13 protein-coding genes are annotated in these 15,289 nt (G+C 43.6%); 6 read left to right on the forward strand and 7 right to left on the reverse strand.

Translation table 11 applies throughout. The features are described from left to right. Positions 1–460: 460 nt before the first annotated feature. The 6 genes from PseudUWO310_RS11345 to PseudUWO310_RS11370 all read right to left on the reverse strand — a co-directional run bounded on the left by PseudUWO310_RS11345 (position 461) and on the right by PseudUWO310_RS11370 (position 7,807). Entirely contained in the window at positions 461–1,588 is a 1,128-nt protein-coding gene (locus PseudUWO310_RS11345) for an ABC transporter permease (protein WP_142601254.1), read from the reverse strand. A gap of 114 nt (positions 1,589–1,702) precedes the next feature. Next, complete coding sequence (locus tag PseudUWO310_RS11350) at positions 1,703–2,548, reverse strand: ankyrin repeat domain-containing protein (protein WP_142601256.1); 846 nt, start codon at positions 2,546–2,548, stop codon at positions 1,703–1,705. 63 nt (positions 2,549–2,611) lie between these two features. Further along, a complete protein-coding gene (locus tag PseudUWO310_RS11355) occupies positions 2,612–3,718 on the reverse strand; it encodes an ABC transporter permease (protein ID WP_142601257.1) in 1,107 nt (368 codons plus the stop codon). Between the two features lies 1 nt (position 3,719). Then, a complete protein-coding gene (locus tag PseudUWO310_RS11360) occupies positions 3,720–5,693 on the reverse strand; it encodes an ATP-binding cassette domain-containing protein (protein ID WP_142601260.1) in 1,974 nt (657 codons plus the stop codon). A gap of 5 nt (positions 5,694–5,698) precedes the next feature. After that, a complete protein-coding gene (locus tag PseudUWO310_RS11365; RefSeq protein WP_142601262.1) occupies positions 5,699–6,445 on the reverse strand; it encodes an SMI1/KNR4 family protein in 747 nt (248 codons plus the stop codon). Between the two features lie 30 nt (positions 6,446–6,475). Next, the gene (locus tag PseudUWO310_RS11370; protein WP_142601265.1) at positions 6,476–7,807 is read right to left on the reverse strand and encodes an HlyD family secretion protein; all 1,332 of its coding nucleotides are present in this window, start codon (positions 7,805–7,807) and stop codon (positions 6,476–6,478) included. A gap of 84 nt (positions 7,808–7,891) precedes the next feature. Between PseudUWO310_RS11370 and PseudUWO310_RS11375 the strand changes: the two genes are divergently transcribed. Next, entirely contained in the window at positions 7,892–8,515 is a 624-nt protein-coding gene (locus PseudUWO310_RS11375) for a TetR/AcrR family transcriptional regulator (protein ID WP_142601267.1), read from the forward strand. A gap of 185 nt (positions 8,516–8,700) precedes the next feature. Here the strand turns inward: PseudUWO310_RS11375 and PseudUWO310_RS11380 are convergent, their stop codons facing one another. After that, positions 8,701–9,357: an HAD family hydrolase gene (locus tag PseudUWO310_RS11380; RefSeq protein ID WP_223805630.1), complete on the reverse strand. Its 657-nt coding sequence runs from the start codon at positions 9,355–9,357 to the stop codon at positions 8,701–8,703. A gap of 588 nt (positions 9,358–9,945) precedes the next feature. Between PseudUWO310_RS11380 and PseudUWO310_RS11385 the strand changes: the two genes are divergently transcribed. The 5 genes from PseudUWO310_RS11385 (at position 9,946) to PseudUWO310_RS11405 (ending at position 15,201) form a co-directional block, all read left to right on the forward strand. Next, positions 9,946–10,626 carry a response regulator transcription factor gene (locus PseudUWO310_RS11385; protein WP_142601272.1) on the forward strand — a complete coding sequence of 227 codons (681 nt, stop codon included), beginning with the start codon at positions 9,946–9,948 and terminating at the stop codon, positions 10,624–10,626. A 39-nt stretch (positions 10,627–10,665) separates the two neighbouring features. Next, positions 10,666–12,243, forward strand: coding sequence for a sensor histidine kinase (locus PseudUWO310_RS11390; protein WP_142601274.1), 1,578 nt, complete (start codon positions 10,666–10,668; stop codon positions 12,241–12,243). Between the two features lie 333 nt (positions 12,244–12,576). Beyond that, positions 12,577–13,833, forward strand: coding sequence for a metallophosphoesterase family protein (locus PseudUWO310_RS11395; protein WP_142601277.1), 1,257 nt, complete (start codon positions 12,577–12,579; stop codon positions 13,831–13,833). A gap of 400 nt (positions 13,834–14,233) precedes the next feature. After that, on the forward strand, positions 14,234–15,001 hold the full coding sequence (locus PseudUWO310_RS11400) for a DUF4337 domain-containing protein (RefSeq protein WP_142601279.1): 768 nt from the start codon (positions 14,234–14,236) through the stop codon (positions 14,999–15,001). Continuing rightward, positions 14,998–15,201 carry a DUF751 family protein gene (locus PseudUWO310_RS11405; protein WP_142601282.1) on the forward strand — a complete coding sequence of 68 codons (204 nt, stop codon included), beginning with the start codon at positions 14,998–15,000 and terminating at the stop codon, positions 15,199–15,201. The genes PseudUWO310_RS11400 and PseudUWO310_RS11405 overlap by 4 nt, the downstream gene beginning before the upstream one ends. The last annotated feature ends 88 nt before the right edge of the window (positions 15,202–15,289 follow it).

Raw genomic sequence — 15,289 nt, forward strand, 5'->3', positions numbered from 1 at the left:
GTTCTGGATAGCTTTGCCATCTTGGTGGTGATGTTTGCCATTTTTGATGATCTTTTGGCTCTGGCAGTGGGGGCATTTCATTGCTTTCTCCTTGTCTCTGCCTCTATTTTCTCACATCACTAATTTACTGACCAGTGCCTGAATTCAAAACCAAACCCATTAAGGTTTTGAGATTCCCAAAATGGCGTTGCCATTTTGGGAATTGGTATAATACCAATTACCAAAAGTGTGGCTACACTTTTGGTAATTGAAAACAAAACCCAGTAAGGGTTTTAAAATCCCAAAATAGCGTTGCCATTTTGGGAATTGGTATAACGTGAGTTCGGGATAATTTGAAGCGGGCTTTGAGAAAGGGCTTGCACAGCAAACCCTTTCTCAAAGCCCCAAAATAAAAGCCTTGCGTAGCAAGGCTTTTATTTTGGGGCTTTTTTAAAATTTGCCAGCTTAACCCGAACTGACGTTAGCTTAGTTGGCTGCGGAATTTTCTGGCACTGATAGTTAGCAAGAGGACAGCAAAAATTGCAAGGGAAACCACATGCATCCATAGGGCTTCTAGCCCAACTCCTTTGAGCAAAATGCCACGCACGATCGCTACATAGTGTCGTAGGGGATTAAACCATGAGAGATAGTAAAAAAATTCAGGCATCGTCTCGACAGGGGCGATCGCTCCTGACAACTGCACCATAGGTAAATTAATGAAGAATGTAGTGAGTACCACTTGCTGCTGTGATTGGCATACGGTGGCTAGCATGATCCCCACACCAATACCCACAAAGAGATAAAGCCCTGACAAGATCAAGAAGAGTAAAAAGCTCCCTTGAAAGGGAATCCCAAACACAAATCTTCCTAAACCAAGGGCAAGAAAGACATCACCCATCAATAATACAAATAATGGCACAATTTTGGATAGGAGAATCTCCCAAGGCTCTGAGGGAGTCATGAGCAATTGTTCCAGCGTTCCCGTATCCTTTTCCCGCACAAGGGTTATGGAGGAAACAATCGAACCAATCAAGGTTAGTACCAGTCCGATTACGCCAGGAACAAAGAACCAGCTACTTGCTAAGCCAGGATTGTAGAGAAATGTAACATGGGAGTCAATTGGTGGTGTGGAGGATTGCCCTGATAGTTTGGCGCTATACTGACGGACGATTTGACTGACATAACCATTGGCAATCCCCGCCGTATTGGCATCGACACCGTCAATGAGTACTTGGATTTCTGAGGGATGATCTTTGGCAAGATTCCGATTTAATTCGGGGGGAATGACGATGCCTACGGTGAGTTTGCCGCGTTCTACTTGCTGTCCTAACTCCTTTTCACTAGATAGAACCTGCGCTAACGTGAAAATCCGATTTTCAGTAAAGGCGGATATTAGCTCTCGACTTTCATGCGATCGCGCATAATCCACGACACCCATTTTTAGAAAATGCACATCAGGATTGAGGGCAAATCCGTAGACTAGTAATTGAATTGTTGGCGGAAAAACCAATAAAATAATTAACTGTTTATTCCGTAAAATTTGATTGATTTCTTTCCGTACCAAAGCCCAAAAGCGACTTTCAAAGAACCAGCTAAAACCTATATTCATATATTTGGATTGTATTAAAGTTAGGACTCAAGAAGCTTGATAAGTTTTTGGAGTAAACGACTTCATTCGTCGTGCTATAAAAATATCTCTTTGTTGTTGCTTTGCGCTATAGTGTTAGTCTTCATTTTTGGCTCCAGCAGCAATTAAGAGTGCAGTAATGTCGTCTCTTCTAAAATAGTCTAGAGGCAAGTAACCCACATCATTTGCCTGATTTGGATCTGCTCCTGCTCTCAATAGCATAGAAACTATTTCCAAGTTGTTTTTGCAGACTGCTATATTTAAAGCGGTATTTCCAACTTCGTCGAAACCATTAACATTTACACCCTTTTCTAGGGTTTCCCTAATTCCATTTAGATCTTCATTATGAACAAAATCTGACAATTCTCTCACAAGTGGATCGACATTTTCTTCTAGCTCTCTTTCATGAATACCCAAAGGGAGGATCCTTTCAGCTTCAATTCGTAACTCTGGGCTAGTTAAAGGAGCTAAATAGTTGAAGACTTCTATATGTCCACTACCTGCTGCTGCATCTAGTGCATATTCTCCTGAACTTCGAGATATTTGATTAACATTTGCGCCAGCTTCGACTAAAAGCTTAACCATGTCCATATCGCCTTTACTAGCAGCTTCTGCTAAGGGATGAGAGACCTCTCCATATTCTGGCAAAGACATATCTGCCCCAGCTTCAATCAACATACGGGCAATTTCAATATGTCCTTCAGTAACGGCTTCTGTTAAAGTAGTTCCACCGCCATAATAATTATTAACATCAGCGCCTGAATCAATTAATATCCGAACCATTTTCTCCTGCCCATAACTAGCTGCAATTGATAGTGCATACGAAAGATCTTTCAGACTTACCAATTTTTTGGAGATCAGTGAGCATACTATATCTATATTGTTCTCACTGACTGCATCCTGTAGTGCCAACCTAGTAGTCTTCTCAGGTTTTTCAATCACTATGTTATCCTCCTGTTTTTACTTGCTTAAGGGAAAAATCAATAACTTGGAATTCAATAATCTTTAATCTGGAAGTTGCATTCTGCTTAAAACTCTTCGAGCGATATTAAAGAACACCATCCCGATCGCAAAAATCATAATCTCGGCAAACCAGACTCCAATCCAACCAGTGCCGCGCACATAGGCATCTCGAGTAATTTCAATAAAATATCGAGCAGGGATGACATTAGGCAGTAGAGAAAGCGGAAAAGGTATATTACTCAAAGGATAGATAAAGCCAGATAGGAGCAAAGCTGTTAAAAACCCGACAAGGGCAACCCCCTGTACGGCGGCGTTTTGATTGTTCGTTCGCGTACCTAACATTAATCCAAACATAACACTAGCCCATAGGTAAGTGGGAATGGCAAATAGTAAAGGGGTAGGATCTCCCGCAAAGCTTAAGCTAAAGACGATCGCCCCAATAGTCATTACCAAGAGCGCGATGCCCATACTGATGATCAGGTAGGCTAAGCCTTTGCCTAAAATTAATTCCGTAGAACTCATGCTCGAAGCATAAACCTGCAAAATCGTTTGACGCTCCTTTTCGCGAACCATGGCGATCGCCGATAGCAGGGAAGGGAAAATCCATAACACTACCGCATAGACTCCAGGAACGATGTAGAGAGATTCCTGTCTGCCAGGATTGAACCATAGACGAGAGCTAGTGGTTAGCAAATTATTGTCAGGAATTAAACCCTCGGCTTGCATAAAATCACTAGTTGTCGCCTTGATGCTATTTTTGATAACTCTGGCATTGTTGCTATCGGTTCCATCGACAAGGACTTGGACATCGGCAATTTTTCCTGCGGCAATGCGGCGACTGAACTCAGGGGGAATAATTACACCTGCCTTAGCGATCGCGTGATCAAGGGCTATTTCTACCGAGTCATTCACATTCCAAGGCACAAAGATAAATTGATTGGTGGCAAATAGCTTCGCGACATAGCGTTGACTAATCGGACTGCGATCGTAATCTTGAATCACAAGGGGAATATTCTTCGCTTCTAGACGTATGGCAAAGCCGAAAATAAATAGCGTAATCAATGGCAGTAAAAATGCTAAAGCCAAGGTCAAGCGATCGCGCTTAAATTGCGATAGTTCCTTACTACATTGAGAGAGAATTCTTTTCATATTATTCTGATAAATGAGATATCCCTGCCTCCGATCGCTGTACCGTGCCAATAAAAGCATCTTCAAGAGAGAACGGCACGGGACGATCGCTAAAAATTTGAATGTCATGCTCGGCAAGATGCGATCGCATTTGTGGCAACTCGACCAATGGATCGTCTAGCACCACATGGAGGCGATCGCCAAAGATGGAGACGCGCCAAGGTTCCAGAATTGTTTTTAGATAATTAGCGGCTTGTTGATTGCGATCGACCTTCAGTTCGATTAACTGCCCGACTTGGGCGGCTTTGACCTCCGTAGGCGAACCTTGCAAGACCACCTCACCCGCTACCATAAAGCCCATGCGATTACATTGTTCCGCTTCTTCTAGATAATGCGTGGTCACTAAAATCGCCGTTCCCTGCCGTGCAAAATCATTAATCGTGCGCCAAAACTGCCGCCGCGCCAAAGGATCGACTCCAGAAGTCGGCTCGTCTAAAAAGAGAATTTCTGGCTCATGCATCACCGAAGCCCCAAAGGAGACACGCTGCTTCCATCCCCCCGGAAGCTTACCCGTCAGCATATTTTCCCGCCCCATAAGTCCACAGGTTTCTAAGACCCAAGCAATTTTTTGTTGGCGTAAATGTTGAGGAACTTCGTAAACGCCACAATAGAATTCTAAATTCTGAAGGATGCTGAGATCGTCATAGAGCGTGAACTTTTGGCTCATATAGCCGATCCGTTTCCGTAACGCACTACTGCGCAAATTCTGACTCTGTCCTGCTAAGGTCATTTTGCCGCTCGTCGCTTCCAGCAAGCCACAGAGCATTTTAATCGTCGTGGTTTTACCTGCGCCATTCGCGCCCAGCAGTCCGTAAATCTCGCCATAGCGAATTTCCAGATTCACCTCTTTCACAGCGCGAAATTTGCCAAAGGTCTTTTGGAGATTTCTAGCAGCGATCGCCACATTATCCATTCTCGCCTCACTCAAATTCTGGGCTTTAGAGCGCGGAAACGGCAGGAATAAGGGATCAGAGCCTTGCTGTCGCAGTCTGGTGACAAAGACATTTTCAAGGGTTGCGTCGCTGGCTTGAATGCTATCAATCGGGACTAAACTCTCACTAAACGCCTGTCTCACGGCTCGCTCGTCCGCTTCTAGATTTTCTACCAGCACATCTAAGCGATCGCCAAAGGTCTGCACATCCGCAATACTCGATCGCCCCCTTGCCGTTTCTAAAAGCACTTCTTCCGCCGCCGCCAGTGCCGATGTGCGTACCTCTAAACGCTGCAATCCCAGATTGGCGCGTAATTGCGGTAATGTGCCGATTTCGCTAATTTGTCCTTCATACATCAGGGCGATGCGATTACATCGCTCGGCTTCATCGAGATAGGGTGTTGCTACGACAATGGTCATCCCATCATCGGCAAGGGCAGCTAACACATCCCAAAACTCACGGCGCGATACGGGATCGACTCCTGTAGTCGGTTCGTCTAGCAATAGCAAACGAGGCTGGGACACCAAGGCACAACAGAGAGCCAGCTTTTGTTTCATCCCACCCGATAATTGACCTGCAAGGCGATCTCCAATCCGCTCCAGACTCATCAACCGCAAATACTTATCGCGTCTTTGCTCAAATTGTTCTTCGGGAACCTGTCGCAGTCCTGCACTGTAGCGCAGGTTTTCATCAATACTTAAGTCTAAATAGAGCGAAAATTGCTGCGTGAGATAGCCAATATTTAAGCGAGCAGTGCGCGGAGTTTCTCCTAATACCAATACTTCGCCACCAGAAGATTCCATTACGCCACCTAAGATATGGAAGCAAGTGGTTTTCCCTGCGCCATCGGGACCAATCAAGCCAAATATTTCTCCCTGTTGAACTGCAAAATCGATACCTTTAATTGCTAAGAAATCTCCATAGCGCTTCGATAGATTTCGTACTGAGATTACAGAATCAAAAGAGATAGAATTTTCAACTGAGGGATTAGAAGTAAGCAACATTGTTTTTAGGGAGTATTTATAATTCGATCGCACTCATCCAAAAAGATTGAGGTAAATTCTTGGAGCATTTCAACTCTGGCTGAATTGTCCGAAGTTCCTCGAATTGCATTGAATAGTTCAGCTATATCTTGCCAAACAAATCTTTTCATACTCTTATATCCACAGGAAATGTGATTAAGTCGATTTTCTTTTACAGTTCTCAGTTGTTCAGTCAAGGAAATGATAATATCAGGATCTTTTCTCCACATAATCTCTAGGAATTTTTTATTGTCAGTTACTAAGTCATCATTATCAAAGTAATAGGCTCCCGTTTCATATGCCTCAGCAATACTCTCCATCATTTTTGTTAGACTTGTCCATAATATTTCAGTGCTTGTATCTTCCCAAAAGATATACCAAACAGGAGAGTCTTCTTTATTGCAGTCTACAAAGAGAAATTCAATTTCATCAAAGATAAAAGGAGAAAAGAAACTTAGTTCCCATGAGTCAGGAAAAGTAGATAATATCTCATACATTTCTACTGCGTCCTGTAATGAACTGATGTAATAATAATTATCCCAAATCGGACTATAGCCAGAGCCATTGTGCCATTTGTACAATTCACGTACTTCCTTGGAAAGAACACAAGGAATATCTTTAACCAAATCATTAATTTGTTCTTCGTTCAAACCTTCTCCTAATTTCGCAAACTGGGTGGGATAATTTTGAGATAGAAAAGTATCGATTCTTGATAGAGCATTAGTAAGTGACATAAAATATTGCAACTCTTTCAGTTAAATTAATTACTTCAAATCAATCTCAGCATCCGCAGGCATACCCGACTTTGCAAAGCCTTCAGGCTGATCGATCGCTAACTTCACTCCAAATACTTGCTTAACGCGATCCTGCTTGAAGTAAATGTTTTCGGGAGTAAAGGAAGCCTTGGTATCGATCTGCGACACATGGGCGATGAAGGGTTTATTGGGGCTGGAATCGAGAAATACTCTAGCGGTTTGTCCCACGCGAATCTTGCCAATTTGACCTTCGGGAATGTAGCCCCTGAGATAGACTTGATTGGGATCAAGAACGGTAAGCAGAGTTTTTCCTGTTGCTACCACTGCGCCCGACTCAAGGGGACGGCTCTGGACAATGCCATCGATCGGACTCTTCACCTTAAAGGAATCCAATCGTTTTTGAATCTGATCACGGGCAGCCTGAGCATTTTTGACCTTTGCCTGAGCCGCGACTAATTTCGCCTGTGCCTGACTCCTTTGCAAATAGTAGGTATCCAGTTGAGCGGTACGAATATCAGGATTTAAGCCCGTAGATTGCACCTGTATCGAACCACCTTGAGCAGCACGGAAGCGATCGCCTGCCGCCCTCACCGCCGCCTGACTCGCCACCAACTTGGCTTCGGCTGTATCGACATTCGCCATCGCTGTCGAAAAAGTCGTTTGTTTGAGATCGAACTGCTGCTGATTGACGGCTCCTTCTTTTACCAATTCGGCATAGCGATCGCGTTCAATTTTAGCTAACTTTAGCTCGGCTCGCGACTGCTGGACTTGCGCTTCCGACTGCTTAACCTGAGCTTCCGCTTGTCGTAAATCTGACTCGGTCGCAGAAACTGTAAATTGAGCTTGATCAATGCGTCCAACGGCATCACCCTCTGATTGTTTCAGGTTCAAGGTTGCCTCACGGATGCGACTTTCGGCAACAGCAACTTCAGCTTGGGCTTGCACTTCCTCTTGGCGTGCTGATTCAATTTGGGCATTTAAGCCACTGAGTTGAGCAGGAATTTCTTCATCTTCCATCTCAATAATGACTTGCCCTTTTTTGACAGGATCGCCCTCACGCACCAAAATCGTCGAGATTCTTCCGCCTGTCTTTGCGCCAATATCCGTTTCATCGGATTCCAATCGCCCACTAATATGTAAAACCGTTTCCGCAGGTTTCGGCAAAATTGACCATATACCATAGCCGATCGCTCCAATCGCCAGCACGATCGGAATCGCTAATCGAGGATTAAACTTTTTCTTCGGTGAATTTGAATTTGGAATAGCAGTTGAACGCTCAGAATTGTGCGAGTCGGGCTGGATCTGAGTCGCTTCAGAGGAATTTGGGGCAGCCTGTGACATATTTTTGCGATCGCCAAAGCCTAAAGTTTTTTACATCATACTAGACAGTCTAGTATAATAAGATTAAGTTTTTAGGCTAATTCCATGACCTTTACCGAAAGCCTCTCCCTGAATATCAACAACACTAGTAATCAGAAGCAAGAAAAAATATTGCAGGGAGCGATGCAGGTCTTTTTTCGGGATGGCTATGCGGGGACGAGCATGGATCGGGTGGCGATCGAGGCAGGGGTTTCTAAACAAACTATCTATAGCTACTTTCACGACAAAGAAGGTTTATTTAAGGCGCTAATCGAGCAAATTACCATCTCACGCTTCCAAACTCTATTTGATTCTGAAGAGTTGACTGGTGATCCCGAGGGACTATTGCGACAAGTAGCGGAAGCCTATCTCCTCAAGGTTAGCGACGATCACCAATATCTCAGTTTATTAAGAGTCGTCATTGCCGAATCATCACGATTTCCTGAAATGGCAAAACTCTATTATCAAACTGTAATGCAACGCGGACGACAACTATTAGGAAAGTATTTTGATGATCGTCCCGAATTAGGAATTCAAGACTCAGAAGCGATCGCTCAAATCTTTTTCGGCACGTTGGTTTCTTTTGTGGTGTCGCAGGAACTGATGTATGGTAAAGAGATTATGCCCCTCTCCTCCCAAAAACTCGTAGATAGCCTTGTCTATCTTATTTTAAGAAACAAATCGATCTAAATCAGAGACCCGTCGCCCGCATTGCGGGTGACAAGTCTCTGATTTAGACCAATTAACGAAAGTGTGACAACACTTTCGTTAATTAAAATCTGTGAATTAAAAACCAAACCTAGTAAGGGTTTTCTAGTAAAGAAATGGCGTAGCCATTTCTTTAGTTGGTATAACTAGCCCGATACTCTCAAACTCTATGCTCCCCAAAAACTTGGCAATTGCCGCATATCTTCAAATACCAGCTTGGCTCCTGCGGCAATTAAGTCCTCGCGATGGGAAGAATCACTGTGACTCGGAGCATACCCTAACACCGTCATCCCCGCCGCATAGCCCGCTTGCACACCCGTTACGGAGTCCTCAATTACTAGACAAGTCTCTGGGGCATATCCCATTTGACTTGCGGCATAGAGATAGACATCAGGAAAAGGCTTTGGGCGATCGACATGATGACAGCTATAGAGCTTGCCATCAAAATAGTCTAAAAGTCCCGTTAGTTCTAAGGCGAACCTTATATGACGAGGACTGCTATTGGAGGCAACACATTTTGGCAGGGTAAGCGCTTGTAAAATCTCGGTAATTCCAGCGATCGCTTTTAGTTCCTCCTTCATGGCAACGATGCCCCGTTCTCGATTGAGATCTAACAAATTAGATGGAATGGGTTTTCCATAAATTTGTTGGAGGATTTCAATAGAGGTTGCCACGGATTTCCCAACGAATAAACGAGTGACCTCTGCATAGGTAATGGGAAATCCACATTCAGTTAAAGTGTCGGCGAACACGCGATTGATAATTGACTCGCTATCAACCAATACGCCATCACAATCAAAAATCACCAGTTCTACATTTGTCATCGGTTTCATCATACTCAAGATACACTTCAAATATAGATTGGCGGATCGCGTTGGCGTTAGAGTCGTTGGCACTTTACCCAATAACAACAAAGATGGGAAATTATCCTATCCCTACTATTGGGCTGTGTTTGTCTTGATCGGTAATTTAATTTAATCGCAATAAATTGCGATATAGCAGTCCTAAATCATTTATGAAAAAGATAGGACTTCGATTTCGCTCAAATATCAAACTGGCTGAGCGGAGCCAAAGCCTCTCACAACCCATTTAGGATTGAGATACCTACGTTCTAAATATTACGAATTGAACCTAATTAAAATAACTAAATCCCCCGATTTTTAATTACAAATTTGTAATTTTGAGCTAGAGCCTCTCTAGCCCCTATGACCATAGAATATTTAAGTAAGTACCTCAGCATAATTAAAATCCAGAGCTAATACCAATTCCCAAAATGGCAACGCCATTTTGGGAATCTCAAAACCTTACTGGGTTTGGTGTTTAATCCGCAAAAGTGTTGTCACACTTTCGTGAATTGGTGTAAGTGGGCGGTACGCTCTGCTGAAATACTTAGAGCATAGAGAGGTCTACATATGAAAGTTCTATATATTGAAGATGAAGAAAAAATTGCTAATTTTGTATGTATTGGCTTAAAAGAACAAGGCTTTGTGGTGGACTATTGTAATAATGGAAATGACGGATATACCCATGCCCTAGAGCTTGAATTTGACGTGATCGTGCTGGATATTATGGTTCCGGGAAAAGACGGCTTAGCAATTCTGAAGGGGTTACGTAAGGAAGGAAATACTACGCCGATAATTTTATTGACAGCCCGTAATGAACTTGATGATCGTCTATCGGGCTTAAATCTCGGAGCAGATGATTATATTGCCAAACCATTTTTTGTCGAAGAATTAGTTGCGCGGATTCATGCCGTTGTCCGTCGGGTTTCAGGCGATCGCCAAAATATCCTCGTTGTTTATCCTCTCAAACTCGATCGCCTTACCCGCGAAGTTACCTGCAAACAAGTAGCGATCGAACTTACTTCCCGCGAATTTAATTTGTTGGAATACCTAATGCGATCGCCAGGACGAGTCTTTACCCGTACCCAGATTCTCGAACATGTTTGGGGCTATGACTTCAATCCGAACACCAATTTAATTGATGTTTGCATTCAGCGCATTCGCAAAAAAATCGAAAAGGTCGGCGGTGAAGAATGTCTGGAAAGTGTGCGCGGTGTCGGTTATCGCTTTCGCAAACCTCAAAACCCATGAGGATCAACACGCAGCCATAACGCTCATAATGAACTTCTAATGAAACTAAGATCCTTCCGTTTTCGCATTGCCCTCCTATCCGCCTTACTTGCGGGAACTGCGATCGCGGGTTTTAGTAGTGTGACTTATTTGTTATTCTATCAATCCAAACTCAACACCATTGATAATGAGATCAAAGATCAATTATTAAGAGAATCTTCCGCCCCCCGTCCGTTAAACCACTGGCAAATTTATGAGCAACGCCGATCGGCTTTTTTTGAAGATCGGATGCAAAATGCGATCGCCTTATTGGTGCAAGATCGCGATGGCAAAACTATCTATCAATCGAACAATTGGCAAACGGCTCTCAATCCTGCCCCCTTATTTGTAAATTTAACAGAACCACAACTATCTAATTTACCCAATAATTTATCCAGTTTACCACTGCCATCTTTAAACCCAACTTTGCCGACTCCGCCCTCCGATCGCCCTCCACCTCGCCTCCTCCAAAATCGAGAATCAACCAGTGGAACAACTGACAATCGATTTGCGGATCGTCTCCCTAATCGTCCCGCTCCCCGTCCATTGGAGGAGACATTCAAATCGCCTCAGGTTATCTCCAGCCTGATTACAAGCAAAACCCCCACGGGAATATGGCGGTTGGGAACTGTTTCCACTCCCTATATAAAAATTGCGATCGCAGTTAATTTGGGAATAATCGATCGCGAGATGAGCACAATTCAAAATGTGTTTCTGATTGCCATTCCCTTAACGCTGTTATTGATGATGGTAGGCGCGTGGTTTTTATCGGGAGGTGCTTTAAAGCCTGTCAAACATCTTACCGAAACTATTCGTCGGGTAAATGCTAAGGGTTTAAGTCAGCGGACATCGGTTACGGATCTGGATATAGAGTTTGTGGAACTAGCGCAAGTATTCAATCAAATGATGGAACGCTTAGAGCGTAGTTTCTTACAAGCTTCAAGGTTTAGTGCCGATGCCGCCCATGAACTGAAAACTCCTTTAGCAATTTTGCAAGGTGAACTAGAACTTGCTTTACAGAATACGGAAACAGGTTCGACTATGCAGCAAACTCTCAGTAATCTATTAGATGAGGTTTGTCGTCTCAGTTCGATTACCCGCAAATTACTATTGCTATCCCTTGCCGATGCAGGCAAAATGAGCATACAGAAAACCGAGTTAAACTTTTCGCAAATTCTCTATGAAATTACCGAAGATATCGAGATTTTAGCGCCCGAACTATCGCTAAAACTAGATATTCTTCCCGATTTAAAAATTTGGGGCGATCGCGAATTACTAACACAGGTTTTGCAAAACTTGACGAACAATGCCATTAAATACAATCTGACAGGTGGCTGGATTCGGATTGAGACTAAGGTTAAAAATAACTCTCTGTTAATAACTATCAGTAATAGCTCGCATGATATACCCTTAAGCGATCGCGATCGGCTATTCGATCGATTCCATCGAGCCGATCCTGCCCGTAACCGTGGGTTAGAAGGCTTTGGGCTGGGACTGAGCCTGTCGAGAGAAATTGCGCGCGCTCACAATGGCAATTTACAACTTGAACCCAGTACTCAAGGCTTTACAAGCTTCACGCTAACCATGCCCCAAAGATGAGTGGCGGCGCTTTGCGCCGCCACTCATCTTTGGGGTTTTATAGCTGCTGTCAACTGTATCAGGAAATAAAAATAGTGTTGCCGCGCGGAGCGCGGCAACACTATTTTGGGTTTTAATTTTGTCCTAACAAGACTGGCGGCAGCTATATGTCCTAAGCAAACCTTACGCTGCTATAAAGCCTTGATATAAAGCCTTACAGCCCGTACCGCAAGCTACGGGCTTTGATTCTGTTTTTTTATTATGCATAGTTCCTTAACGGTTGCAAGGCAATTGATTATATGCTTAATTTAACTTGAACCATTATGTAGTTCGTGCCGAACTTTCACTTTAATTATGTTGTCTTGGCAAATGTCGTTACGAATTTTTCTGGGTATCATCACTGGACTGGCAACGGCGTTGATTCTCCATGCTTGTCAAGCTGAACCGAATGCTCTGAATAATGGTTCTAATGTTTCCCCTAATATTTCCTCTAGTGCCGAAGCGAATAAAGTTGCCGTTGTCTCAAAATCTCCAGATAAATATCAAGATAAACCTAAAAAAACAGAATTGCCGCCAGCAACGAAAGCGATCGTCGATAGCGTTCCAAATGGTCTATACGATCCACCCCGAGGCGACATCCGACTGGCGGTAATTAGCGATTTGAATAGTTCCTATGGCTCGACCGATTACGAACCAGAGGTAGATAAAGGACTTGCCTTGCTGCCATTTTGGCAACCAGATATGGTAGTTTGCAGTGGCGATATGGTGGCAGGACAATATCCATCGCTGACTGAAGATCAGATAAAAGCAATGTGGGCGGCCTTTGACGATCGCATTGCAGCTCCTTTGCGAAAAGCGAAATTGCCCTATGGATTCACGGTGGGAAATCACGATGCCTCCAGCGCGAGAGGCATTGCTGGGAAATTTTTATTCGCGCGCGATCGCGATGTTGCCTCGAAGTATTGGAATGCTCACGATCCTGGGGTTGAATTTGTCGATCGCTTTGAGTTCCCTTTTTATTACACTTTTAAATATAAGGATGTTTTCTTTTTGACTTGGGATGGTTCATCCGATTTGATTCCCAAAGATAAATTGGAATGGGTAGAAAAGGCATTGCAAAGCCCTGCGGCAAAGGCAGCGAAGATCAAAATTTTATTGGGGCATTTACCTCTCTATGCGGTCACGGTCGGTCGGGACGAGCCTGGGGAAGTGATGGCAAATACCGAACAGTTACGTGCCATGCTAGAGCGCAATAACGTCCATACCTATATTAGCGGGCATGACCACGGCTACTATCCTGCCCATAAAGGCAAGCTGCAATTACTGCATACGGGGCTTCTCGGATCTGGTCCCCGTCCTTATATTGGTAGTAGTATGCCGCCACGCAAAACAATGACAATTATGGATATCAACTTCTCATCGCCTGAGTTGACTACCTATACTACCTACGACATGAAAACCATGCAAAAGATTAATTATGAAGAGCTACCGAAATCGATCTCAGCGCATAACGGCATCGTATTACGTCGGGATGTAAAGATGGAAGATTTGAGTGCTTCGGAGCGATCGAATTGCGAAAGTCGATTGGGAGCGAATCTGTGTAGTGCTTAAGGGTAGTGCTTAAATTTGATTTTTATAGCTACAGTCACTTGAATTAGGACAAATTAAACCCCAAGAATTGACTGGCGGCGCTTCGCGCCACCAGTCAATTCTTGGGGTTTATGTCCTAGTACATTTGGCGATCGCTATAATTCACAAAAGTGTTGTCAAACTTTCGTGAATTGGTATTAACCCAAACTGGTGTTAATACTTGTTTTTAGCTCGTCGAACTGACGTTAATACTAGAGGATTGCTACTATTAATTTGACAATTTAATCACTAATCACGTAAGAACTTAGTAAGTAGTTCAGTATAATTAAAAACTAAAACTAGAGAGCGTACCGCCCGCTGCGCGGGCAGTACGCTCTTCTAAATTTTAAGTTTACTTATGCTTAATTAGCCATCAAAAATCATGGAAATATCAGACATTTCTGAAGTTATTGAAGATAATAATGACGATGACGATGACGATCGCAAAACGTCGGGAGATGGAAAAAAATCTCCTGATTCATCCGATCGCCATAAAGATGATCGCCATAAAGACAAACACAAGAACAAACTCAATAATTATGTAGCCATCACAGTGGTGATGTTTGTCACCTTTATGGGAGTGTGCAAGGTCAAAAGCGATAATGTGGTACAGGCGATGCAAAAAGCTCAAGCCGATCGCATTGACACTTGGTCATTTTATCAAGCACGTAATTTAAGGGCTGAGGTAGCGAAATCCACCGTCGCCCAGTTGAAATTGCAAGCTCTGTCCCAGCAACCTAAAATTCGGGTTGAGTATGACAAGGAAATTGCTAGGTATGAAGCATTAGCCGTCAAGCAAGATACTGAAAAAGAGAAATTGCAGAAACAGGCTCAAGATGCGGAAAAGCTCTACGATCAGTTGAATATTCATGACGATCAGTTCGATCTGTCTGAAGCTGCCTTTGCCCTAGCGATCGCCTTACTTGCCATGACCTCGCTCACCCAAAAAGGTTGGCTATACGGTGCGTCAATGATCCCCGCCGCCTTTGGGCTATTTATGGGGCTAGCGGGTTTACTAAACTGGGATACCCATCCAGAAGCACTAACGAAGCTTTTGTCAGATAATGTAATTAACCACAGTCATCAACAAGTTACAACTCGACCAGACGAACAATGGTTTCCCCATTTGTCTCCTAGCAAAAATCTATGAAAAACTTTATTCAAAACCTACTCCGCTACCCTCAATTTTTAGTGTTAATTATTGGCGGTGTTTTGTCAGTAGCGATCGCCCCAATCATTCCCTTGCTTAAAAAACCCGTAACGGCGATCGCGATGATTACGGCGATCGTCAGTGGATTTATTGGCGTATCCCTAGTCTTAAGAGCAATGCTAGGACTGGACATCGCTTAGCATAGTCTCATGGCAGATCTCGATTGGGACTCATGCTCATCAATAACCCGCAGCTAAACAGCCTCGCAGCAATATGTTGGGTGAAGAA

This window comes from Pseudanabaena sp. UWO310, from assembly GCF_006861605.1.
In the GTDB taxonomy this organism is placed as follows: domain Bacteria; phylum Cyanobacteriota; class Cyanobacteriia; order Pseudanabaenales; family Pseudanabaenaceae; genus Pseudanabaena.

Bases quoted from the DNA above. Each gene is read 5' to 3' on its own strand.
- PseudUWO310_RS11345 (WP_142601254.1), bottom strand. From the start codon at position 1,588: ATGAATATAGGTTTTAGCTGGTTCTTTGAAAGTCGCTTTTGGGCTTTG.
- PseudUWO310_RS11370 (WP_142601265.1), bottom strand. From the start codon at position 7,807: ATGTCACAGGCTGCCCCAAATTCCTCTGAAGCGACTCAGATCCAGCCC.
- PseudUWO310_RS11400 (WP_142601279.1), top strand. From the start codon at position 14,234: ATGGAAATATCAGACATTTCTGAAGTTATTGAAGATAATAATGACGAT.
- PseudUWO310_RS11360 (WP_142601260.1), bottom strand. From the start codon at position 5,693: ATGTTGCTTACTTCTAATCCCTCAGTTGAAAATTCTATCTCTTTTGAT.
- PseudUWO310_RS11390 (WP_142601274.1), top strand. From the start codon at position 10,666: ATGAAACTAAGATCCTTCCGTTTTCGCATTGCCCTCCTATCCGCCTTA.
- PseudUWO310_RS11385 (WP_142601272.1), top strand. From the start codon at position 9,946: ATGAAAGTTCTATATATTGAAGATGAAGAAAAAATTGCTAATTTTGTA.
- PseudUWO310_RS11395 (WP_142601277.1), top strand. From the start codon at position 12,577: ATGTTGTCTTGGCAAATGTCGTTACGAATTTTTCTGGGTATCATCACT.
- PseudUWO310_RS11365 (WP_142601262.1), bottom strand. From the start codon at position 6,445: ATGTCACTTACTAATGCTCTATCAAGAATCGATACTTTTCTATCTCAA.
- PseudUWO310_RS11355 (WP_142601257.1), bottom strand. From the start codon at position 3,718: ATGAAAAGAATTCTCTCTCAATGTAGTAAGGAACTATCGCAATTTAAG.
- PseudUWO310_RS11380 (WP_223805630.1), bottom strand. From the start codon at position 9,357: ATGACAAATGTAGAACTGGTGATTTTTGATTGTGATGGCGTATTGGTT.
- PseudUWO310_RS11405 (WP_142601282.1), top strand. From the start codon at position 14,998: ATGAAAAACTTTATTCAAAACCTACTCCGCTACCCTCAATTTTTAGTG.
- PseudUWO310_RS11375 (WP_142601267.1), top strand. From the start codon at position 7,892: ATGACCTTTACCGAAAGCCTCTCCCTGAATATCAACAACACTAGTAAT.